This is a genomic window from Klebsiella sp. C349492 (assembly GCF_042055345.1).
Taxonomy (GTDB): domain Bacteria; phylum Pseudomonadota; class Gammaproteobacteria; order Enterobacterales; family Enterobacteriaceae; genus Klebsiella; species Klebsiella scottii.
In genome coordinates, this window is record NZ_JANQCE010000005.1 from 330405 (window position 1) to 350253 (window position 19849).

Genomic DNA, 19849 nt, shown 5'->3' on the forward strand with positions numbered 1-19849 from the left:
CATCATGAGCATTATTTCTACGAAATATCTTCTGCTGGATGCCCAGGCAAAAGGCTATGCGATACCTGCATTTAACATTCATAACGCCGAGACGATCCAGGCGATCCTCGAAGTCTGCAGCGAGATGCGATCGCCGGTGATCCTCGCCGGTACGCCGGGTACCTTCAAACATATCGCGCTGGAGGAGATCTACGCGCTGTGCAGCGCTTACTCCACCAGCTATGAGATGCCTCTGGCGCTGCATCTCGATCACCATGAAACGCTGGACGATATCCGCCGCAAGGTTAACGCCGGCGTGCGTAGCGCGATGATCGACGGTAGCCACTTCCCTTTCGATGAGAACGTGAAGCTGGTGAAATCGGTCGTGGATTTTTGCCACGCGCGCGATTGCAGCGTAGAGGCTGAACTCGGTCGCCTGGGCGGGGTGGAAGATGATATGAGCGTTGATGCTGAAAGCGCGTTTTTGACCGATCCGCAGGAGGCAAAACGCTTTGTTGAGCTGACGGGTGTTGATAGTCTCGCCGTAGCTATCGGTACCGCACATGGGCTCTATACCAAACGGCCAAAAATCGACTTCCAGCGCTTAGGCGAAATTCGTCAGGTGGTCGACGTTCCTCTGGTACTCCACGGTGCCAGCGATGTGCCTGATGAGTATGTGCGTCGCGCCATCGAACTCGGGGTCTGCAAAGTCAATGTGGCAACCGAGCTGAAAATCGCGTTTTCCGGTGCCGTAAAACAATGGTTTGGCGAACATCCTGATGGCAATGACCCGCGCTATTACATGCGTGTCGGGATGGACGCCATGAAAGAAGTGGTAAAAAGCAAAATCAACGTCTGCGGCTCAGCGAATAAATTAGTGACCTGTTCGCCATCCCTTTCGTAAATTAAACATAATTATATTATTTCAACAACGCGTAACTCGCAGCCTATATCGGCAGGAATTACTAATATGAGTACTCCAAATATTTTATTAACCCGTATTGATAACCGCCTGGTACATGGACAGGTTGGCGTCACATGGACATCAACCATTGGCGCTAACTTACTGATTGTCGTGGATGATGAAGTCGCAAATGACGATATACAGCAAAAGCTGATGGGCATTACCGCTGATACCTATGGCTTCGGCATTCGTTTTTTCTCTATCGAGAAAACAGTCGCGATCATTTCAAAGGCAGCCCCTCATCAAAAGATTTTTCTAATCTGCCGCACTCCGGCCATTGTCAGAAAGCTGATCGAAGGCGGCCTGTCGTTAAAAGATGTCAACGTAGGAAATATGCATTTCTCTGAGGGGAAAAAACAGATCAGCAGCAAGGTATATGTCGATGATCGTGATTTAGACGATCTACGATTTATCAAGCGCAGCGGCGTTAATCTATTTATTCAGGACGTTCCTGGTGATGCGAAAGAGGGCATTCCTGATTAATTGCAGAGTCTCGGTATTCTAATAGCTAAAGTCACCATTACGAGGCAACAAAATGCACGAAATTACACTCCTTCAGGGAATATCCCTGGCCGCGTTAGTTTTTGTTCTTGGGATAGATTTTTGGCTGGAAGCACTGTTCCTTTTTCGTCCGATTATTGTCTGTACCCTTACCGGAGCGATTCTTGGCGATATCCATATTGGTTTGATCACCGGCGGCCTCACCGAGCTGGCTTTTGCAGGCCTGACGCCTGCCGGAGGCGTGCAGCCGCCGAACCCTATTATGGCAGGCGTAATGACGACCGTCATCGCCTGGACAACCGGGGTGGACGCGAAAACCGCAATTGGTTTAGGTCTGCCGTTTAGCCTGCTGATGCAGTATGTCATTCTGTTTTTCTACTCGGCATTTTCACTCTTTATGTCAAAAGCCGATAAGTGCGCGAAAGAAGCTAATACGGCGGCATTCTCCCGTCTTAACTGGACCACAACGCTCATTGTCGCCTGCTCCTATGCGGTTATCGCCTTTCTCTGTACCTATCTTGCGCAGGGCGCGATGCAGGCGCTGGTAAAAGCCATGCCGGCCTGGCTGACGCATGGTTTTGAAGTCGCTGGCGGCATACTGCCCGCGGTAGGTTTTGGCCTGCTGCTGCGCGTCATGTTCAAAGCCCAATACATCCCTTACCTCATCGCCGGCTTCCTGTTCGTATGCTATATCCAGGTCAGTAACCTGCTGCCGGTTGCGGTATTAGGCGCCGGGTTTGCGGTCTATGAATTCTTTAATGCCAAAGCTAAAAATGCCGCCCAGGCGCAGGCGACAACCCAGAAAAACGATGCAGAGGATTACAGCAATGGGATCTGAAATTAGTAAAAAAGACATTACTCGCCTGGGGTTTCGCTCCTCTCTGCTTCAGGCCAGCTTTAACTATGAGCGTATGCAGGCCGGTGGGTTTACGTGGGCAATGCTGCCGATCCTGAAGAAGATCTACAAAGGCGACAAAGAGGGCCTCAGCGCCGCCATGAAGGATCATCTGGAATTCATTAACACGCACCCGAACCTGGTAGGCTTCCTGATGGGTCTGCTGATTTCAATGGAAGAAAAAGGCGAAGACCGCAGCACGATAAAAGGGCTGAAAGTCGCGCTTTTCGGACCTATCGCCGGCATCGGCGACGCAATATTCTGGTTCACCCTGTTGCCGATTATGGCCGGGATCTGCTCCTCCTTCGCCAGCCAGGGCAACCTGCTGGGGCCTATTTTGTTCTTCGCGGTCTATCTTGCCATCTTCTTCCTGCGCGTGGGCTGGACGCATGTCGGCTATTCGGTGGGGATAAAAGCGATCGATAAGGTACGGGAAAACTCGCAGATGATCGCCCGTTCGGCGACGATACTTGGGATCACGGTAATTGGCGGCCTGATTGCGTCCTACGTGCATATTAACGTCGTCACCACCTTTGCCATCGACGCCACGCATAACGTTGCGCTGCAGCAGGACTTTTTCGACAAGGTGTTCCCAAACATCTTACCAATGGGCTATACCCTGCTGATGTATTACCTGCTGCGGGTGAAAAAAGCACACCCTGTATTGCTGATTGCCGTCACCTTCGTGCTGGCGATTCTGGGTTCCGCGCTGGGGATTTTGTAAATGAGCAGGATGACGTTTCAGGAACTGAGCGATTACCGTGCGCTGAGCGAGGAGGTCAGCGAGCGATTGCTGGCGCTCATTAAGCGTAAGCCCGACGCGGTGATTTGTCTGGCGACGGGCGCGACGCCGCTGCTGGCCTATCAAATGTTTGTTGAAAAGGCGCTGGCACAAAAAGCGGATACCAGTCGGGTCATCTTCGTGAAGCTCGACGAATGGGTTGGCCTGTCAGCCGATAACCCGGCGACCTGCGAAGCGTTTTTGCAGCAGCAGATTATCCTGCCGCTCGCCGTCACGCCCGATCGCTATATTGCGTTTGCTTCCGATAAGGCTGACGAACAGGAATGCCAACGGGTTGTTGAACAGATTGCACGGTGTGGCGGTTTAGACCTTTGCCTGTTGGGGATAGGTAAGAACGGCCATTTAGGGCTTAACGAACCGGACGACGTCCTGGAACCCGCCTGCCATATTACCTATCTCGATGAGCGTACCCGCCTGCACGATATGCTGAAACAGGCGTCAGCGCCCGTCGAGCAGGGGATCACCCTCGGTCTTAGGGATATTCTGGCGGCAAAAGAGGTGTTATTGCTGGTTGCAGGTGAGGGAAAACAGCAGGCGTTCGCCGCGTTCAGAGAAGGAAAAGTATCAACTCGCGTTCCGGCATCGTTCCTGTGGCTACACTCGCAGGCAACCTGTTTGTACTACGCAATGTAGGAGCAGCCGGGCGGAGCTGCTCCCGCCCGGCTTATTGAATACAGGGTAATCTACTCGCCCTGCTGCTCCAGCGCGTGCTTGTACAGCGCGTTTTTCTTCACGCCGTGAATTTCAGCGGCCAGCGCGGCGGCTTTTTTCAGCGGCAGCTCCGCCTGCAGCAGGGCCAGCGTACGCAGCGCGTCCGCTGGCAGGGCCTCTTCCTGGGCTTTGAATCCTTCGACGATCAGCACCATTTCGCCTTTACGACGGTTCTCATCTTCCTTCACCCACGCCAGCAGCTCGCCGATTGGCGCGCCGTGGATAGATTCCCAGGTTTTAGTCAGTTCGCGCGCCAGCACCACGTAGCGGGACTCTCCCAGCACCGTGCAGATATCTTCCAGGCTCTCCAGCAGGCGGTGGGTGGATTCATAGAAAATAATCGTCCGCGGCTCTTCTTCCAGCGCCTTCAGCGTATCGCGACGCCCCTTCGACTTTGCCGGCAGAAAGCCTTCATAGCAGAAGCGGTCGGACGGCAGGCCCGCCGCGCTCAGAGCGGCAATCGCTGCGCACGGCCCCGGCAGCGGCACCACGCGGATATTGGCTTCGCGGCAGGTGCGCACCAGATGATAGCCGGGATCGTTGATCAGCGGGGTACCGGCATCAGATACCAGCGCGATGTTTTGCCCGTCCTGCAATTTTGCCAGAAGTGTTTCAGCTTTTTGCTGTTCATTATGGTCGTGCAGGGCAAATAATCGGGCGTTAATTCCAAAATGCTGGAGCAGTAAACCGGTATGGCGGGTATCTTCTGCAGCAATTAAATCAACGGCTTGCAACACCTCCAGCGCACGCTGCGTGATATCAGACAGATTACCTATCGGCGTGGGCACAATATAGAGCTGCCCCTGAGAATTATCTGCTGATTCGTGTTGTTTCATTGTCTCGTCCGTATTGCCGAATTAATATTGAGCATTGAGCCAAAAAAATATCACTGGATACATATGGTACCGTCAACATTTCTTCGTTCTAAACCCGCGCGTTGTCTGCCCGTACTGCTGGCTGCTCTGATCTTCGCTGGCTGCGGCACCCATACCCCGGATCAAAGCACGGCGTTTTTACAGGGTACGGCACAGGCAAACTCCAGTTACTACCTGCAGCAAATGCAGCAAAGCTCGAATGATAGCAAGACCAACTGGCAATTACTCGCCATTCGTGCACTGCTGCAGGAGGGCAAAAAGCAGCAGGCCATCGATCTGTTCAACCAGCTGCCGGCTAACCTCGATAAAACTCAGGCCCGCGAGCAGTCGCTTCTGGCGGTCGAAGTTAAGCTGGCTCAGAACGATTTCCCGGGCGCTCAGGCGCTGCTGAGCAAGCTCGATCCGGCAAGCTTCGAGACGAATCAGCAGCCCCGCTACTGGCAGGCGCAAATCGATGCCAGCCAGGGACGCCCGTCGATTACCCTGCTGCGCGCACTTATCGCCCAGCACCCGCTGCTAAGCCAGCCGAAACAGCAGCAGAAGAATATCGACGAGACCTGGAAAGCGCTGACTTCGATGACCCAGGATCAGGCCAACGCGCTGGTTATCAATGCCGACGAGAACGTCCTGCAGGGCTGGCTGGATCTGCAGCGCATGTGGTTTGATAATCGTAACGATCCGACCCTGCTCAAAGCCGGGGTGAAAGACTGGCAGACCCGCTACCCGCAGAACCCGGGCGCTAAAATGCTGCCGACGGCGCTGGTGAATATGCAAAATTATAAGCCGGCATCAACCAATAAAATCGCCCTGCTGCTGCCGCTAAACGGCCAGGCCGCGGTATTTGGCCGCACGATCCAGCAGGGATTTGAAGCGGCGAAAAACGGCGCCCCGGCGGTTGCCGGAAGCGCGGTGCCTGCGCAGGTCGCACAGGCGGCAAACGCCGCCGGTAGCGAAGTAGTCAGCCCGTCGCAGGCGGAAATCAGCGATCTCACATCCGCAAACGCCGCTCAGGCGCCGGTACAGACTCCGGCAGCGGATCGGGTCACAACGCCGGTGACTGCGCCAGCCACCGCTCCGGCGGCCGCACAGGGCTCTACGCCAGCGGTAACGCCAGCCGCCACCAGCGATGCGCCTGCCGACGCCGCTCAGCCGCCGGTGACGGCGCCGCAGGCCCAGACGGTTGCCTCAACCCCGGCCAACCCTGCTGCCGAACTGAAAATCTATGACACAACCAGCCAGCCGATGAGCCAGCTGCTGGCCCAGGTGCAGCAGGACGGCGCTACCATCGTCGTTGGGCCGTTGCTCAAAAACAACGTGGAAGAGGTCATTAAAAGCAACACCTCGCTGAACGTCCTTGCGCTGAACCAGCCGGAAAAAGTCGAGAACCGCGCCAATATCTGCTATTTCGCCCTCTCTCCGGAGGACGAAGCGCGCGATGCGGCACACCATATTCACGATCAGGGCAAACAGACTCCGCTGCTGCTGGTTCCACGCGGATCGCTGGGCGATCGCGTGGTCAGCGCCTTTGCCAACGAGTGGCTTAAGATCGGCGGCGGCACGGTTTTAGAGCAGCGTTTTGGCTCAACCTCTGAGCTGAAGTCCAGCGTCAACAGCGGCATCTCGTTGACCGGTAGCCCGGTGTCGACCCTGCCTTCCGCCCAGGACAGCGCGCTAGGTAGCCCGAGCGACGTGCCGGTCAGCAGCGGCGGCAGCGTCGATGCCGCATGGATCCTGGCGACGCCGGAACAAATTGGCTACATCAAACCGATGATCGCCCTGCGCAACGGTAGCCAAAGCAACGTGACGCTGTACGCCAGCTCCCGCAGCGCTCAGGGCACAGCAGGCCCGGATTTCCGTCTGGAAATGGACGGCTTGCAGTACAGCGAAATCCCAATGCTGGCAGGCAGCAACCCGGCGCTGATGCAGCAGGCGCTGTCCGCCGTGCGTAACGACTACTCGCTGGCTCGCCTGTATGCGATGGGCGCCGATGCCTGGTCGCTGGCCAACCATTTCTCGCAAATACGTCAGGTACCGGGCTTTGAGCTGAACGGTAACACCGGCGATCTGACGGCCACGCAGGACTGCGTGATCAACAGGAAACTGTCATGGCTCAAGTACCAGCGCGGACAGATCGTCGCAGCCAACTAACCAAACAAACCGGCGACGCCTGGGAAGCCCAGGCCCGCCGCTGGCTGGAAAGTCAGGGACTGCGTTTTATCGCCGCCAACGTTCGCGAACGGGGCGGCGAGATTGACCTTATTATGCGCGACGGCGCGGTTACCGTATTTGTTGAAGTGCGCTATCGTCGTAGCGCAAGCTACGGTGATGCCGCCTCCAGCGTCACGCTGAAAAAGCAACAACGACTCCTCCATGCCGCGCGTCTGTGGCTCTCCCGACATAATGGGAGCTTTGATACTGTGGATTGCCGTTTCGATGTGGTAGCCTTCACCGGAAACGACATCCAATGGCTGAAAAACGCCTTTGGCGAATAGCGTAAACGAATTTAAGGGATCCCGTGCTCGATAGAATTAAAGCCTGCTTCACTGAAAGCATTCAAACCCAAATTGCAGCAGCGGAAGCACTCCCGGACGCCATCTCCCGCGCGGCGATGACCCTCGTGCAGTCACTTCTCAACGGCAACAAAATCCTCTGTTGTGGCAATGGCACCTCTGCCGCCAACGCACAGCATTTTGCTGCCAGCATGATCAATCGTTTCGAAACGGAGCGCCCTGGTTTACCTGCCATTGCACTAAATACCGATAATGTGGTCTTAACGGCAATAGCCAACGATCGCCTGCATGACGAGGTTTACGCCAAGCAGGTGCGCGCGCTTGGGCACGCCGGCGACGTACTGCTGGCGATCTCCACCCGCGGCAATAGTCGGGATATCGTGAAAGCCGTTGAAGCGGCCGTCACTCGCGATATGACCATCGTTGCGTTAACCGGCTATGACGGCGGTGAGCTGGCTGGCCTGCTGGGTCAGCAGGACGTCGAAATTCGCATTCCCTCACATCGCAGCGCGCGTATTCAGGAAATGCATATGCTTACCGTCAACTGTCTGTGTGATTTGATTGATAACACGCTTTTTCCACACCAGGACGAATAAGGAGAACACATGAAGGCTCTCTCGCCCCTCGCCATCCTTCTTTCTGCGCTACTGCTTCAGGGATGCGTTGCCGCAGCAGTAGTCGGAACGGCAGCAGTCGGCACCAAAGCCGCAACGGACCCGCGGACGGTCGGCACACAGGTCGATGACAGTACGCTTGAGCTACGCGTCAACAGCGCGTTGTCGAAAGATGAACAAATTAAGAAGCAGGCCCGCATTAACGTCACCGCCTACCAGGGCAAAGTGCTGCTGACCGGTCAATCTCCGGTGGCCGATCTCTCCGCGCGCGCGAAGCAAATTGCGATGGGCGTCGAAGGAACCACGGAAGTCTTTAATGAAGTGCGTCAGGGTCAGCCGATAGGCTTAGGGACCGCCTCTTCGGATACCTGGATTACCACCAAGGTGCGCTCTCAGCTGCTGGGCACTGACCAGGTTAAATCATCAAACGTGAAGGTGACAACCGAGAACGGAGAAGTGTTCCTGATGGGGCTGGTTACCGACCGCGAAGGTCGCGCGGCGGCGGATATCGCCAGCCGGGTAAGCGGCGTTTCTCGCGTAACAACCGCGTTTACCTATATCAAATAAGCACCGCTTACCGGGCTACAAACCTTGTGCTTTGTAGCCCGGTAAAATCATCAGATTAACGCCAGCCCGCCAACAACCGCGCCGCACAGCGCCACCAGCCCGCCGGTCAGCCAAAGGGCCTTCGCCGGAAACGCCTTATGCAGCATAATCAGCGACGGTACGCTGACCGCAGGCAGCGTGATCAGCAGAGCCAGCGCTGGCGCAAACCCCATTCCCGCCAGCATCATGGTCTGTACGATAGGGATCTCCGCCGCCGTCGGGATAACGAACAGGCAGCCGGCTATCGCCATCGCAATGACCCAGAACAGCGTGTTACCGACCACGCCGTCGGCGTGCGGGAACAGCCAGACGCGCGCGGCCCCCAGCGCCAGCACCGCCAGAATATAGACCGGGATCGTGTTCCAGAACAGCGTCCACAGCGCCCGCAGCCAGCGGCTGAAAAAACCGCCCTCAGCAATTTGTGGGGAAAGGTCGGGCACGACTGCCGGCTGAGTAGCGGCTTCCTGAACCCATTTTTGTACCAGCGTCGCCACCACCAGCACGGTCGCGAGGCCAGCCACTAGGCGAATCAAGGCAAACTGCCAGCCGAGCACAAATCCCATAAACACCAGCGTCGCCGGGTTCAGCAGCGGATTACCCATCCAGAACGCCAGCGCGCCGCCCATCGACACCTGCTGTTTACGCATGCCTGCCGCCACCGGCGCGGCGCAGCAGGTGCACATCATGCCGGGCAGAGAGAAAATCGCCCCCAGCAACGTACCGCGAAAACGCGATTGCCCGAGGGTGCGCAGCAGCCAGTTACGCGGGATCAGCACCTGAATCAGCGAGCCCAGCAGCACGCCCAGCACCGCCGCTTTCCAGACCGCCAGGAAGTAGACCAGCGCGTAATCCCACGCGGCTTTTAGCGGATTGCTATCGGCCTGGGCCAGAATAGATTTTCCAATGCTGTGCGTTTCTGCGGCAGTGAAGGCCTTACCGTAATATGGCTGCCATTTGACAAACCACAGGCCGACGATGACAACGAGGAAAAAGAGCGCGGGCTTCCACCATTGAAAAGATGATGCCGCCTGAGATGAAGACCGATCGGCCATAGCATTCCCCAGCAAGAAATATGGTTATAAAGCGAAGCGCTGAATACTACGCCTCGCCGGCGGCGATTTCACGCAATTTTGCCGATGGCAGAACGGTGACGCCTTCCTGGGAGGGCGCGAGCGCTTCACTGAGCATCCCCCGCGCGACGTCGCGGGCGTCGATAGACTTCCAGTTCCCCGGCAGCAGGCGAAACAGCGGCGCCATCAGCACTTCATTCGCGCGTTTTTTATCACGCTCGCCCAGCAGCATAGAGGGGCGAAGGATCGTCAGATTCCGCCACGCCTGGGCGCGCAGCGCCTGCTCCATTTCCCCTTTGACGCGGTTGTAGAAAAACAGCGAATGCGGGTCGGCGCCCATGGCGCTGACGACCAGCATATGCTTTGCCCCCAGCCGTAGCCCGGTCAGCGCCGTATCCACCACCAGCGTATAGTCAGCATGGATAAAGGCCGCTTTGCTCCCCGCATCGCGCAGGGTCGTGCCCAGGCAGCAAAAGACGGTGTCTATCGGGTCAACGACCTGGGCCAGCGCGTCGCTCAGCTGAGGGTCATGGGGATTAAATACGCCTTGCGTATCCGCCAGCGGGCGGCGAGTGGGCGCGGTTATCGCCGAAATAGTCGGTTCGCTCACCAGCATTCGAAGTAAGTGCCCACCAACCAAACCGGTCGCGCCTGTTATCAGCACCTGGCTCATGATGTCTCCTGAAGTCCCGCCGCGACAGGCGGCGGATAGCCTGAGAAAAAGTATGCAAGAAAAGGAAGGATTTGCACGTTTGCAGGGGGAATTACTCTATCGCAGCCTCGCGCTGCCAGTGCAGCTTCTTGCCGAAGCCGAGGGTATTGTCGGTAAACTTGAGCTCGTCGGGGCGGATTTCCCACACCGCTGCCGGTAGCGCGCGGGCAACCGGAAAGCGCCTCACGTAGCGCTGACGCATCTCTGCCTCCTCTTCTCCGTGAAGCCGGCGGATTTCACCTTTAAACTGAACTCCGCGGATCAGCGCCACGGTTTTCGGCTGACCATTCACCGTCCCGGCAACCTTAGCGCGCTCGCCGGTCATTTGCCCGTGGCGAGTTTTTTCATCGCTAAGGAGATAAAATGCTACGTTTTCAGGATCATAAATATAGAAAGCATTGGCACACCAGAGATCGCCCTCGCTGGCGACGCACCAGGTGATGACGTGCTGTTTGCTCAGCCAGCGGCCGATCGCGGCAAGCGTATCCATCTTTTTTCTCCAGTATGCTATGGTGCACATACCTTAACATACCGACCTTTGGACCGTGCGCTGGTTTCTCTATCTGATTCGTACCGCCGATAATCGCCTCTATACCGGGATTACCACCGACGTCTCTCGTCGCTTTTGCCAGCATCAGGATGGCAAAGGAGCGAAAGCTTTACGTGGGAAAGGCGTGCTGCAGCTGGCCTTTAGCCAGGAGGTTGGTGAACACTCACTAGCACTACGGCTGGAGTATCGCATCAAGCAGCTAACGAAGCGCCAGAAAGAGCGCCTCGTTGCCGGAGATGGTTCGTTTGAAACCCTGCTGGAGAGCCTTAGAAGCGATTGAAGTGGTCGCTGTACTCAACCAGTCCGTGTACCCCTTCCAGCGCGTCATCGGCTAGAGGATGTACCTGAAACGCCTCAGCGGTGTCCGGCCAGCGGCAGCGCAGATCAAAACGCGCGGCCGGTTCAAAGCCCAGGCGGCCATACAGCGCCGGTTCGCCGAGCGTAACGACCGCGGCGTAGCTAAATTCATTCAGCGAATCCAGCCCTTCATAGACCAGCTGGCGACCGATCCCCTGACCACGGTAGCTCTCTTCTACCGCCAGCGGCGCCATGCCAACCCACTGCAGCTCTTCGCCTTCTACGGAGACCGGGCTGAAGGCCACGTAGCCAATAACCTGACCTTCATCGTCCGTTGCCACCACGCCTAGCGTGATCAGGCCGTCTTCCCGTAAATCGTGCACCAGCTGCGCTTCGGCATCGCCGCCGAAGGTTCGGCGCAGCAGAGCGTCGATTCCCGGTGCATCAATTCCAATTTCAACTCGAATCAGCATGCCTCACCTACCGATGTCTGTTCAGGTTTCCGCGGGCTGTTTAAGCCTGCTTCAACAAAATCCGCCAGTTGCAGCAGCATTATGCGCAGCGCTTTCGGCATCTGCTCCAGCTCAATGGCATCCATCAGGTTTTTTACATACAGCCCCAGCTCGGTATCGCCTTCGATAACCAGCCGACGCTGGAAGAATAGCGTATCCGGGTCCTGCTTACGCGCCGCAATCATCAGCAGATCGCTGGCATCAGCGCTAAAGCTGACGTCCGCCTCTGCCGTTGGGCTAACCACCAGCCGACCCTCGTTTACTGAGGTATACCACAGCAGGCCAATATCGCGCACATTTATACTTAACCAGCGACCCTCGAGAAAATCCAGCTCTCCATCCGCCAGCGCCTGACGAAACTGCCAGCTGAGCACCTGTTCCAGCACCTGACGCTTGAGGGCAAAAGGCGCCAGCTTAACCGGCACGCTCATCAAAGACGGGCCAAAGTGGACCAGCCGGGAACGCAATTTATCCAACACAAGCTTTACTCCATGAAAGCGACAGTTCCGCTATTGTGCCATATCAAATAAACAACATAGCGGCGTAAATCAACAAAATCACCATGACGGGTACCTATTATTGGCGCCGCCAATACGCTTTTAACTGCCTCAAATCAAAAATTGTCACCAGAAGGTTAACTAAAATCCCTGCTCATTAACCATTCAGCGTCGCCGACAGGCCGCGTTTTTCAGGAAAAATTATGGAGCTGCTCTGCCCAGCCGGTAACCTCCCGGCGCTTAAGGCGGCCATCGAAAACGGTGCCGATGCCGTGTATATCGGGCTGAAAGATGACACCAACGCCCGCCACTTTGCCGGTCTTAATTTCACCGAAAAGAAGCTGCAGGAAGCCGTCAGCTTCGTCCATCAGCATCGCCGCAAGCTGCATATTGCGATCAACACCTTCGCCCACCCGGACGGCTACGCCCGCTGGCAGCGCGCGGTGGATATGGCCGCCCAGCTGGGAGCCGATGCCCTGATCCTCGCCGATATCGCCATGCTGGAATATGCCGCCGAGCGCTATCCGCATATTGAGCGTCACGTTTCGGTTCAGGCGTCTGCGACCAACGAAGAGGCGGTGCGCTTCTATCACTGCAATTTCGACGTCGCCCGCGTGGTGCTGCCGCGCGTGCTCTCCATCCACCAGGTCAAGCAGCTGGCGCGCGTCACCCCGGTTCCGCTGGAGGTCTTCGCCTTCGGCAGCCTGTGCATTATGGCGGAAGGCCGCTGCTATCTCTCCTCGTATCTGACCGGCGAGTCGCCGAATACCGTCGGCGCCTGTTCGCCCGCGCGCTTCGTTCGCTGGCAGCAGACTCCGCAGGGCCTGGAGTCACGCCTTAACGAAGTCCTGATTGACCGTTATCAGGACGGCGAAAATGCCGGCTACCCCACCCTGTGTAAAGGCCGCTATCTGGTGGACGGCGAGCGCTATCACGCGCTGGAAGAGCCAACCAGCCTGAATACCCTTGAGCTGCTGCCGGAGCTGATGGCGGCGAATATTGCCTCGGTGAAAATTGAGGGCCGACAGCGCAGCCCGGCCTATGTCACCCAGGTGGCGAAAGTCTGGCGTCAGGCAATCGATCGCTGCAAGGCCTCCCCACAAGATTTTGTCCCACAATCCGCATGGATGGAGACTCTCGGCTCAATGTCCGAGGGGACGCAAACCACCCTTGGCGCATATCACCGTAAATGGCAGTGAGAAACGTGATGAAATATTCGTTAGGGCCGGTGTTGTACTACTGGCCGAAAGAGACGCTGGAAGATTTTTATCAGCAGGCGGCAGGCTGTAACGCCGACACGATTTATCTCGGCGAAGCGGTGTGCAGCAAGCGCCGCGCGACCAAGGTCGGCGACTGGATCGATATGGCGAAAATGCTGGCGGCCAGCGGGAAGCAGGTGGTCCTCTCGACCCTCGCCCTGGTTCAGGCCTCCTCTGAGCTGGGGGAGCTAAAACGCTACGTCGAGAACGGCGAGTTTTTGATTGAGGCCAGCGATCTGGGCGTCGTCAATATGTGTGCCGAGCGTAAGCTGCCGTTTGTCGCCGGCCATGCGCTCAACTGCTATAACGCCGTGACCCTGCGCCTGCTGCTCAGGCAGGGAATGGTGCGCTGGTGCATGCCGGTCGAGCTTTCCCGCGACTGGCTGATGAACCTGCTGACGCAGTGTGAAGAGCTGGGGATCCGCAAGCAGTTCGAGGTTGAAGTGCTGAGCTATGGCCACCTGCCGCTGGCCTACTCTGCGCGTTGCTTTACCGCCCGCTCTGAAGACAAACCGAAGGATGAGTGTGAAACCTGCTGCATCAAATACCCCAACGGCCGCGACGTGCTTTCGCAGGAAAACCAGCAGGTGTTCGTGCTCAACGGCATTCAGACCATGAGCGGATACGTCTATAACCTTGGTAACGAGCTGGCGTCGATGCGCGGCCTGGTCGATATGGTTCGCCTGTCGGCGCTGGATAACAACGTCTTTGCCATGCTTGACGCCTTCCGGGCAAACGAAAACGGCGCCTCGCCGCTGCCGCTCACCGCCAACAGCGAGTGCAATGGTTACTGGAAGCGGCTGGCAGGACTGGAATTACAGAGCTGATAAACCGCTCACTTTGTTAATAGCTATCATCACTTTTTAATGCACTATTGAAGTCGCAGCTTTTCTGGCCAGCGCGTCCCGGATGCGCCAGGCTGGAAGAAGACCTTCAATCTGATGACTATGCTGTAGCAAAGTGAGCCTTTATGACTGACAAATCTGTTCCGTTCTCGGTGCTCGATCTGGCGCCGATCCCGCAGGGTTCTTCGGCAAAAGAAGCCTTCTCCCACTCGTTAGACCTGGCGCAGCTGGCTGAAAAACGCGGCTATCACCGCTACTGGCTGGCAGAGCACCATAATATGGTCGGTATTGCCAGCGCCGCGACCTCGGTGCTTATCGGCTATCTGGCGGCCAACACCCGCACCCTGCGCCTCGGTTCCGGCGGCGTGATGCTGCCCAACCACTCGCCGCTGGTGATTGCCGAACAGTTTGGCACGCTGAATACCCTCTACCCCGGCCGTATCGACCTCGGTCTCGGGCGCGCCCCGGGTAGCGATCAGCCCACCATGCGCGCGCTGCGCCGCCATATGAGCGGTGACGTCGATAACTTCCCGCGCGATGTTGCGGAGCTGGTTGACTGGTTCGATGCCCGCGATCCGAATCCGCACGTGCGCCCGGTGCCCGGCTATGGCGAGCAGATCCCGGTGTGGCTGCTTGGCTCCAGCCTCTACGGCGCCCAGCTGGCAGCGCAGCTCGGCCTGCCGTTTGCCTTCGCTTCGCACTTTGCGCCGGAGATGCTGTTCCAGGCCCTGCACCTCTACCGTACTCATTTCAAGCCCTCCGCGCGGCTGGAAAAACCGTACGCGATGGTCTGCATCAATATTATTGCCGCCGACAGCAACCGCGATGCGGAGTTCCTGTTCACCTCAATGCAGCAGGCTTTCGCTAAGCTACGCCGCGGTGAAACCGGCCAGCTGCCGCCGCCGGTGGAGAATATGCACCAGCTGTGGTCCGCCTCCGAGCAATACGGCGTACAGCAGGCGCTGAGCATGTCTCTGGTTGGGGATAAAGCGAAGGTACGTCACGGTCTGGAGTCGATATTGCGCGAAACGCAGGCCGACGAGCTGATGGTTAACGGCCAGATTTTCGATCATCAGGCGCGCCTGCACTCGTTTGAGCTGGCGATGCAGGTGAAAGAGGAATTATTGGGTTAACATCTGTCGCAGCTTCCCGGCTGAGCGTAGCCCCAGCCGGGAAGCTGACGAATTTATTGATAAACCGGCAGTAGGTTAAAGCTCGATAAGAAGTGCACGATAACGTTGCCGACGCCGAATAACAGGATCAGCGCAATCATCGGCTTTCCACCCCAAACGCGGAATTGTGGGCTACCGAAGCGGTTACGCGATGCGCGGGCCAGCAGAGCCGGGACGATTGCCGCCCAGATCGTTGCCGCCAGTCCCGCATAGCCGATGGCATACAGGAAGCCGTTCGGCCACAGCAGGCCGCCGATAACCGGCGGTACGAAGGTCAGGATCGCGGTCTTAAAGCGCCCCAGCGCAGAGTCATCAAAACCGAACAGGTCAGCCAGATAGTCAAACAGTCCCAGCGTAACTCCGAGGAACGAGCTGGCCACCGCAAAGTTTGAGAACACCACCAGCAGCAGATCCAGGCTGCGGCTGTTCAGCACGCCACTCAGCGCCTGTACCAGCACATCAATGTTACCGCCCTTCTGCGCGATGCCGATAAACTCCGCGCGCGGGATATTGCCCATGGTCACCAGCAGCCAGATTACGTACAGCCCCAGCGCCAGCAGCGTGCCGTAGACCAGACAGCGGGTAATGGTGCGGGGATCTTTGCCGTAGTACTTCATCAGGCTTGGGACGTTGCCGTGATAGCCGAAGGATGCCAGGCAGAACGGCAGGGTCATCAGCAGGTACGGCATATAGGATGCGTTTTGTTCGGCAACGTTGAACAACGTCGTCGGCTGTACGTGCCCCAGCAGGCTCCCGAAGGTCAGAAAGAACGTAATGACCTTCGCCCCCAGAACAATCGCCGTCATTCGGCTTACCGCTTTGGTACTCAGCCACACGACAAACGCCACCAGCAGGGCAAAGCCAAATCCTGCCGCTCGCGCCGGAACGTTGAGCGACATCTCGGAAAAGGTATGATGCAGAATTGAGCCGCTGGCCGAGATGTAGGCGTAGGTCAGAATATAGAGCACAAAGGCAATCGACACGCCGTTAATCAGGTTCCAGCCCTTGCCGAGCAGATCTTTGGTGATGGTATCGAAGCTGGACCCAATGCGGTAATTCAGGTTTGCTTCCAGAATCATCAGCCCGGAATGCAGCATGCAGAACCAGGTGAAAACCAGAGCCGCCAGCGACCAGAAGAACCACGCGCCGGACATAACTACCGGCAGCGAGAACATGCCCGCGCCAATAATGGTTCCGCCGATAATCACCACGCCGCCGAATAAGGACGGGCGCGATGCCGTAGTGGTTAGTGTCGCCATTTAGCGTAATCTCCAGTCAATAATACTTTGCTCATCGTTAGCGTGCAGCACTGTACCAGTACACGAGTACGATTGAAATAAAAAAAGCCCCAATCGTTAAGATCGGGGCTGTATCATTTACTTTACGCTAGCGAGCGCTAATTACGCATCGCCACCGAAACGACGACGGCTTGATGAGTCATCACGACGCGGGGCGGAATCTTCGCGACGCGGCGCTGAATCATCACGGCGCGGAGCATGACCTTCACGACGAGGAGCATGGCCTTCACGACGTTCGCCGCTGAAACGACGACCATCACCACGACCGCCTTCGCGACGTTCACCGCCGAAAGCACGACCGCCTTCACGACGTTCGCCACCGAAGGCACGGCCGCCTTCACGACGCTCACCGCCGCCACGACGTTCACCGCTACGCTCAGGGCGCGGCTGGGCATCGCCCATCAGCTGCATGTTCATCGGTTTGTTCAGGATACGGGTACGAGTAAAGTGCTGCAGCACTTCGCCCGGCATGCCTTTCGGCAGCTCGATCGTGGAGTGGGTGCCAAACAGCTTGATGTTACCGATGTAACGGCTGCTGATGTCGCCTTCGTTAGCGATAGCGCCAACAATGTGACGAACTTCAACACCATCGTCGCGGCCCACTTCAATACGATACAGTTCCATATCGCCAACATCGCGACGCTCGCGTTTAGGACGATCTTCACCGCTACGCTCAGGACGGTCGCCGCGCGGGCCACGGTCATTGCGATCGTTACGGTCATTACGACGTTCAAAACGATCGTCGCGATCGCGGAATTCGCGTTTAGGACGCATCGGCGCATCCGGCGGCAGGATCAGAGGACGTTCGCCCTGAGCCATTTTCAGCAGAGCTGCGGCCAGAGTTTCGATATCCAGCTCTTCACCTTCAGCGGACGGTTTGATGTTCGCCAGCAGCGCACGGTACTGATCCAGATCGCTGCTTTCCAGCTGCTGCTGAACCTTAGCGGCGAATTTTTCCAGACGGCGTTTGCCCAGCAGCTCTGCGTTCGGCAGCTCGACTTCCGGAATGGTCAGCTTCATGGTGCGTTCGATGTTACGCAGCAGACGGCGTTCGCGGTTCTCAACGAACAGCAGCGCACGACCTGCACGACCTGCACGACCGGTACGGCCGATACGGTGAACGTAAGATTCGGAGTCCATTGGGATGTCGTAGTTAACAACCAGGCTGATACGCTCTACGTCAAGGCCGCGGGCCGCAACGTCGGTAGCAATCAGGATGTCCAGACGACCGTCTTTCAGACGTTCCAGAGTCTGCTCACGCAGGGACTGGTTCATATCACCGTTCAGCGCGGCACTGTTATAGCCGCTACGCTCCAGCGCTTCGGCCACTTCCAGGGTCGCGTTTTTGGTACGCACGAAGATAATCGCCGCATCAAAATCTTCCGCTTCCAGGAAACGCACCAGCGCTTCGTTTTTACGCATACCGTAAGCAGTCCAGTAGCTCTGGCTGATGTCCGGGCGAGTGGTTACGCTGGACTGGATGCGCACTTCCTGCGGCTCTTTCATAAAGCGGCGGGTAATACGACGGATCGCTTCCGGCATAGTGGCAGAGAACAGAGCGGTCTGATGACCTTCCGGGATCTGAGCCATAATCGTTTCTACGTCTTCGATAAAGCCCATGCGTAGCATTTCATCAGCTTCATCCAGCACCAGACCGCTCAGCTTAGAGAGATCCAGAGTACCGCGCTTCAGGTGGTCAAGCAGACGACCCGGGGTACCCACAACAATTTGTGGTCCCTGGCGCAGAGCACGCAGCTGCACGTCATAACGCTGGCCGCCGTAAAGGGCTACCACGTTTACGCCGCGCATATGTTTAGAGAAGTCCGTCATCGCTTCAGCAACCTGTACCGCCAGTTCGCGGGTCGGCGCCAGCACCAGAATTTGCGGTGCTTTGAGCTCAGGATCAAGATTGTTCAACAGCGGTAAAGAGAACGCTGCGGTTTTACCGCTACCCGTCTGGGCCATACCCAGAACGTCGCGGCCGCCCAGCAGGTGCGGAATGCACTCAGCCTGGATCGGAGATGGTTTTTCGTAACCCAGATCGTTAAGGGCTTCAAGGATAGGAGCCTTCAGGCCCAGATCTGCAAAAGTGGTTTCGAATTCAGCCATGTAGTACGTGTGCCTCAAAATTAATGGCGGCCAGTCTACATAACTCAACGTGAAAATTTACAGTAATTTTCATTGAAAAGTGTGAACCGGCTCAAAGTAGGTGTATTAACGAACAACAACGCCCTCACCCGCGAAGGTGATGGCAATAAAAAAATGGGCTGATGTTTGTTCGTCAGCTATTGCTGGTCCGATTCTGCCAGGTCATCTTGCTCCTGGCCCAAGAGCGATAATTCCAACAATGCGTATCGGTGCTCAACGTAGTTGTGAACGTTGTTTGCGACCGCCAGTTTGAACAGTGCCGTAGCGCTGTCCTTGTCCCCCAGACTTAGGTAGTACTTACCTAAATAGAAGTTGGTTTCACTGAGATGCTCAGCGAGCGAGGTGTTATCCGTTGCGTCTGCCTTCAAACGATCCATCAGCGTTTTTTCGCTAATATCGTTAAGGTAGAACTCGACAATGTTCCATCCCCATTGCTCTTTGTCCGATTTCTCGAAGCGCTGTTTCAGTGCTTCAAGCGCCTGCTTCTCGTCGAGTTTGCGCTCAGCGAGGTAAAGCCACAGGCTACGGAAAGGATCATTGGGATCGTCTTGATAAAACGCCAGCAGATCATCTTGCGCTAACTTAGCACGACCCCCGTAATACAGGGCGATGCCGCGATTTAAGTGCGCGTAGTTATAAGTTGGATCAAGCTCAAGTACAGAATCAAACGCTTCATAGGCAGCATCAAAATTACCTGCCTGCGTTAAATATATGCCTAAGTAGTTGAATACTTCGGGCATATCAGGTCGGATTGCCAGCGCTTGTGAAAAATCGTTTCGCGCTAATGCCCTCAGACCGAGACTATCATACAACACTCCGCGCTCATATAAAAGCTGTGCGCGTTCATCATCGGTTAAAGCCCGACTGGCAAGAATTTGTTCCATGCGCGCCAGAATCACTTCTTGCTGCAAAGTCGGTTGCAATGGCACCGCGAGGACTGCGTCCTTACGCCAGGCAGAGTTGCTGCATCCTGCCAGCGTGAGAGCTGTCGCCACGAAACACCAGCGCAAAAAAGGCTTCATTTCCCACTCC

Annotated in this window: 23 protein-coding genes; 13 read left to right on the forward strand and 10 right to left on the reverse strand. The window is 56.7% G+C overall.

Features of this window, described 5'->3' with window-relative positions; all coding sequences use genetic code 11:
- The first annotated feature begins 4 nt into the window (after nt 1-4).
- The 5 genes from kbaY to NWP14_RS19415 all read left to right on the forward strand — a co-directional run bounded on the left by kbaY (nt 5) and on the right by NWP14_RS19415 (nt 3774).
- Nucleotides 5-883, forward strand: a complete 879-nt coding sequence (gene kbaY, locus NWP14_RS19395; protein WP_095099812.1) for a tagatose-bisphosphate aldolase subunit KbaY — start codon at nt 5-7, stop codon at nt 881-883.
- A gap of 66 nt (nt 884-949) precedes the next feature.
- Entirely contained in the window at nt 950-1426 is a 477-nt protein-coding gene (gene agaB, locus NWP14_RS19400) for a PTS galactosamine transporter subunit IIB (protein ID WP_095099814.1), read from the forward strand.
- Nucleotides 1427-1478: 52 nt separating this feature from the next.
- On the forward strand, nt 1479-2282 hold the full coding sequence (gene agaC, locus NWP14_RS19405) for a PTS galactosamine transporter subunit IIC (protein WP_375215845.1): 804 nt from the start codon (nt 1479-1481) through the stop codon (nt 2280-2282).
- Nucleotides 2272-3063, forward strand: coding sequence for a PTS galactosamine transporter subunit IID (gene agaD, locus NWP14_RS19410; RefSeq protein ID WP_095099821.1), 792 nt, complete (start codon nt 2272-2274; stop codon nt 3061-3063). The genes agaC and agaD overlap by 11 nt, the downstream gene beginning before the upstream one ends.
- Nucleotides 3064-3774 carry a galactosamine-6-phosphate isomerase gene (locus NWP14_RS19415; protein WP_346430615.1) on the forward strand — a complete coding sequence of 237 codons (711 nt, stop codon included), beginning with the start codon at nt 3064-3066 and terminating at the stop codon, nt 3772-3774. It begins immediately after the preceding gene.
- A 50-nt stretch (nt 3775-3824) separates the two neighbouring features.
- Here NWP14_RS19415 and rsmI read toward each other — a convergent pair whose 3' ends face one another.
- Nucleotides 3825-4688, reverse strand: a complete 864-nt coding sequence (rsmI, locus tag NWP14_RS19420) for a 16S rRNA (cytidine(1402)-2'-O)-methyltransferase (RefSeq protein ID WP_095099828.1) — start codon at nt 4686-4688, stop codon at nt 3825-3827.
- Between the two features lie 63 nt (nt 4689-4751).
- Here rsmI and NWP14_RS19425 point away from each other — a divergent pair, with 63 nt between their 5' ends.
- The 4 genes from NWP14_RS19425 to dolP are packed head-to-tail and all read left to right on the forward strand — an operon-like array spanning nt 4752 to nt 8418.
- Nucleotides 4752-6875, forward strand: coding sequence for a penicillin-binding protein activator (locus NWP14_RS19425; protein WP_375215846.1), 2124 nt, complete (start codon nt 4752-4754; stop codon nt 6873-6875).
- The gene (locus NWP14_RS19430; RefSeq protein ID WP_095099833.1) at nt 6833-7219 is read left to right on the forward strand and encodes a YraN family protein; all 387 of its coding nucleotides are present in this window, start codon (nt 6833-6835) and stop codon (nt 7217-7219) included. The genes NWP14_RS19425 and NWP14_RS19430 overlap by 43 nt, the downstream gene beginning before the upstream one ends.
- Before the next feature lie 23 nt (nt 7220-7242).
- Nucleotides 7243-7833, forward strand: a complete 591-nt coding sequence (gene diaA, locus NWP14_RS19435) for a DnaA initiator-associating protein DiaA (protein WP_041147373.1) — start codon at nt 7243-7245, stop codon at nt 7831-7833.
- Nucleotides 7834-7842: 9 nt separating this feature from the next.
- Nucleotides 7843-8418, forward strand: coding sequence for a division/outer membrane stress-associated lipid-binding lipoprotein (gene dolP / locus NWP14_RS19440; RefSeq protein ID WP_045856646.1), 576 nt, complete (start codon nt 7843-7845; stop codon nt 8416-8418).
- 50 nt (nt 8419-8468) lie between these two features.
- Here dolP and NWP14_RS19445 read toward each other — a convergent pair whose 3' ends face one another.
- The 3 genes from NWP14_RS19445 to NWP14_RS19455 form a co-directional block, all read right to left on the reverse strand.
- A complete protein-coding gene (locus NWP14_RS19445) occupies nt 8469-9509 on the reverse strand; it encodes a permease (RefSeq protein WP_095099836.1) in 1041 nt (346 codons plus the stop codon).
- A 46-nt stretch (nt 9510-9555) separates the two neighbouring features.
- Nucleotides 9556-10200, reverse strand: coding sequence for an NAD(P)H-binding protein (locus NWP14_RS19450; RefSeq protein WP_331834970.1), 645 nt, complete (start codon nt 10198-10200; stop codon nt 9556-9558).
- Between the two features lie 91 nt (nt 10201-10291).
- Entirely contained in the window at nt 10292-10729 is a 438-nt protein-coding gene (locus tag NWP14_RS19455; RefSeq protein WP_375215847.1) for a YhbP family protein, read from the reverse strand.
- A 55-nt stretch (nt 10730-10784) separates the two neighbouring features.
- Here NWP14_RS19455 and NWP14_RS19460 point away from each other — a divergent pair, with 55 nt between their 5' ends.
- A complete protein-coding gene (locus tag NWP14_RS19460) occupies nt 10785-11069 on the forward strand; it encodes a GIY-YIG nuclease family protein (protein WP_095099845.1) in 285 nt (94 codons plus the stop codon).
- Here NWP14_RS19460 and NWP14_RS19465 read toward each other — a convergent pair.
- Entirely contained in the window at nt 11056-11559 is a 504-nt protein-coding gene (locus NWP14_RS19465) for a GNAT family N-acetyltransferase (RefSeq protein ID WP_095099848.1), read from the reverse strand. The two genes, NWP14_RS19460 and NWP14_RS19465, sit on opposite strands and share 14 nt — an antisense overlap.
- The gene (locus NWP14_RS19470; protein WP_095099851.1) at nt 11553-12077 is read right to left on the reverse strand and encodes an SCP2 domain-containing protein; all 525 of its coding nucleotides are present in this window, start codon (nt 12075-12077) and stop codon (nt 11553-11555) included. The genes NWP14_RS19465 and NWP14_RS19470 overlap by 7 nt, the downstream gene beginning before the upstream one ends.
- 221 nt (nt 12078-12298) lie before the next feature.
- On the opposite strand from NWP14_RS19470, the gene NWP14_RS19475 reads away from it, so the two are divergent.
- From NWP14_RS19475 to NWP14_RS19485, 3 genes are all read left to right on the forward strand, one after another.
- Nucleotides 12299-13294 carry a peptidase U32 family protein gene (locus NWP14_RS19475; protein ID WP_375215848.1) on the forward strand — a complete coding sequence of 332 codons (996 nt, stop codon included), beginning with the start codon at nt 12299-12301 and terminating at the stop codon, nt 13292-13294.
- An 8-nt stretch (nt 13295-13302) separates the two neighbouring features.
- The gene (locus NWP14_RS19480) at nt 13303-14181 is read left to right on the forward strand and encodes a U32 family peptidase (RefSeq protein ID WP_331834972.1); all 879 of its coding nucleotides are present in this window, start codon (nt 13303-13305) and stop codon (nt 14179-14181) included.
- Nucleotides 14182-14324: 143 nt separating this feature from the next.
- Entirely contained in the window at nt 14325-15332 is a 1008-nt protein-coding gene (locus NWP14_RS19485) for a luciferase-like monooxygenase (protein ID WP_331834973.1), read from the forward strand.
- Between the two features lie 53 nt (nt 15333-15385).
- On the opposite strand, the gene mtr is transcribed toward NWP14_RS19485, so the two are convergent.
- From mtr to nlpI, 4 genes are all read right to left on the reverse strand, one after another.
- Nucleotides 15386-16630 (reverse strand): tryptophan permease, encoded by a 1245-nt coding sequence (gene mtr, locus NWP14_RS19490; protein ID WP_331834974.1) that lies wholly within the window; start codon nt 16628-16630, stop codon nt 15386-15388.
- Nucleotides 16631-16771: 141 nt separating this feature from the next.
- On the reverse strand, nt 16772-18778 hold the full coding sequence (locus tag NWP14_RS19495; RefSeq protein WP_095099864.1) for a DEAD/DEAH family ATP-dependent RNA helicase: 2007 nt from the start codon (nt 18776-18778) through the stop codon (nt 16772-16774).
- Entirely contained in the window at nt 18771-18851 is an 81-nt protein-coding gene (yrbN, locus tag NWP14_RS19500) for a protein YrbN (protein ID WP_115191791.1), read from the reverse strand. Before yrbN ends, NWP14_RS19495 begins: the two co-directional genes overlap by 8 nt.
- A gap of 103 nt (nt 18852-18954) precedes the next feature.
- On the reverse strand, nt 18955-19839 hold the full coding sequence (nlpI, locus tag NWP14_RS19505) for a lipoprotein NlpI (RefSeq protein ID WP_095099867.1): 885 nt from the start codon (nt 19837-19839) through the stop codon (nt 18955-18957).
- Nucleotides 19840-19849 lie beyond the last annotated feature (10 nt).

What these genes read in the sequence shown, in the direction of transcription:
- NWP14_RS19450 (WP_331834970.1), bottom strand. Translation starts at nt 10,200, where the DNA reads ATGAGCCAGGTGCTGATAACAGGCGCGACCGGTTTGGTTGGTGGGCAC.
- dolP (WP_045856646.1), top strand. Translation starts at nt 7,843, where the DNA reads ATGAAGGCTCTCTCGCCCCTCGCCATCCTTCTTTCTGCGCTACTGCTT.
- NWP14_RS19495 (WP_095099864.1), bottom strand. Translation starts at nt 18,778, where the DNA reads ATGGCTGAATTCGAAACCACTTTTGCAGATCTGGGCCTGAAGGCTCCT.
- NWP14_RS19455 (WP_375215847.1), bottom strand. Translation starts at nt 10,729, where the DNA reads ATGGATACGCTTGCCGCGATCGGCCGCTGGCTGAGCAAACAGCACGTC.
- NWP14_RS19430 (WP_095099833.1), top strand. Translation starts at nt 6,833, where the DNA reads ATGGCTCAAGTACCAGCGCGGACAGATCGTCGCAGCCAACTAACCAAA.
- agaC (WP_375215845.1), top strand. Translation starts at nt 1,479, where the DNA reads ATGCACGAAATTACACTCCTTCAGGGAATATCCCTGGCCGCGTTAGTT.
- kbaY (WP_095099812.1), top strand. Translation starts at nt 5, where the DNA reads ATGAGCATTATTTCTACGAAATATCTTCTGCTGGATGCCCAGGCAAAA.
- agaB (WP_095099814.1), top strand. Translation starts at nt 950, where the DNA reads ATGAGTACTCCAAATATTTTATTAACCCGTATTGATAACCGCCTGGTA.
- yrbN (WP_115191791.1), bottom strand. Translation starts at nt 18,851, where the DNA reads ATGAAAATTACTGTAAATTTTCACGTTGAGTTATGTAGACTGGCCGCC.
- NWP14_RS19445 (WP_095099836.1), bottom strand. Translation starts at nt 9,509, where the DNA reads ATGGCCGATCGGTCTTCATCTCAGGCGGCATCATCTTTTCAATGGTGG.
- NWP14_RS19480 (WP_331834972.1), top strand. Translation starts at nt 13,303, where the DNA reads ATGAAATATTCGTTAGGGCCGGTGTTGTACTACTGGCCGAAAGAGACG.
- NWP14_RS19425 (WP_375215846.1), top strand. Translation starts at nt 4,752, where the DNA reads ATGGTACCGTCAACATTTCTTCGTTCTAAACCCGCGCGTTGTCTGCCC.
- NWP14_RS19475 (WP_375215848.1), top strand. Translation starts at nt 12,299, where the DNA reads ATGGAGCTGCTCTGCCCAGCCGGTAACCTCCCGGCGCTTAAGGCGGCC.
- nlpI (WP_095099867.1), bottom strand. Translation starts at nt 19,839, where the DNA reads ATGAAGCCTTTTTTGCGCTGGTGTTTCGTGGCGACAGCTCTCACGCTG.
- agaD (WP_095099821.1), top strand. Translation starts at nt 2,272, where the DNA reads ATGGGATCTGAAATTAGTAAAAAAGACATTACTCGCCTGGGGTTTCGC.
- NWP14_RS19465 (WP_095099848.1), bottom strand. Translation starts at nt 11,559, where the DNA reads ATGCTGATTCGAGTTGAAATTGGAATTGATGCACCGGGAATCGACGCT.
- mtr (WP_331834974.1), bottom strand. Translation starts at nt 16,630, where the DNA reads ATGGCGACACTAACCACTACGGCATCGCGCCCGTCCTTATTCGGCGGC.
- rsmI (WP_095099828.1), bottom strand. Translation starts at nt 4,688, where the DNA reads ATGAAACAACACGAATCAGCAGATAATTCTCAGGGGCAGCTCTATATT.
- NWP14_RS19415 (WP_346430615.1), top strand. Translation starts at nt 3,064, where the DNA reads ATGAGCAGGATGACGTTTCAGGAACTGAGCGATTACCGTGCGCTGAGC.
- NWP14_RS19485 (WP_331834973.1), top strand. Translation starts at nt 14,325, where the DNA reads ATGACTGACAAATCTGTTCCGTTCTCGGTGCTCGATCTGGCGCCGATC.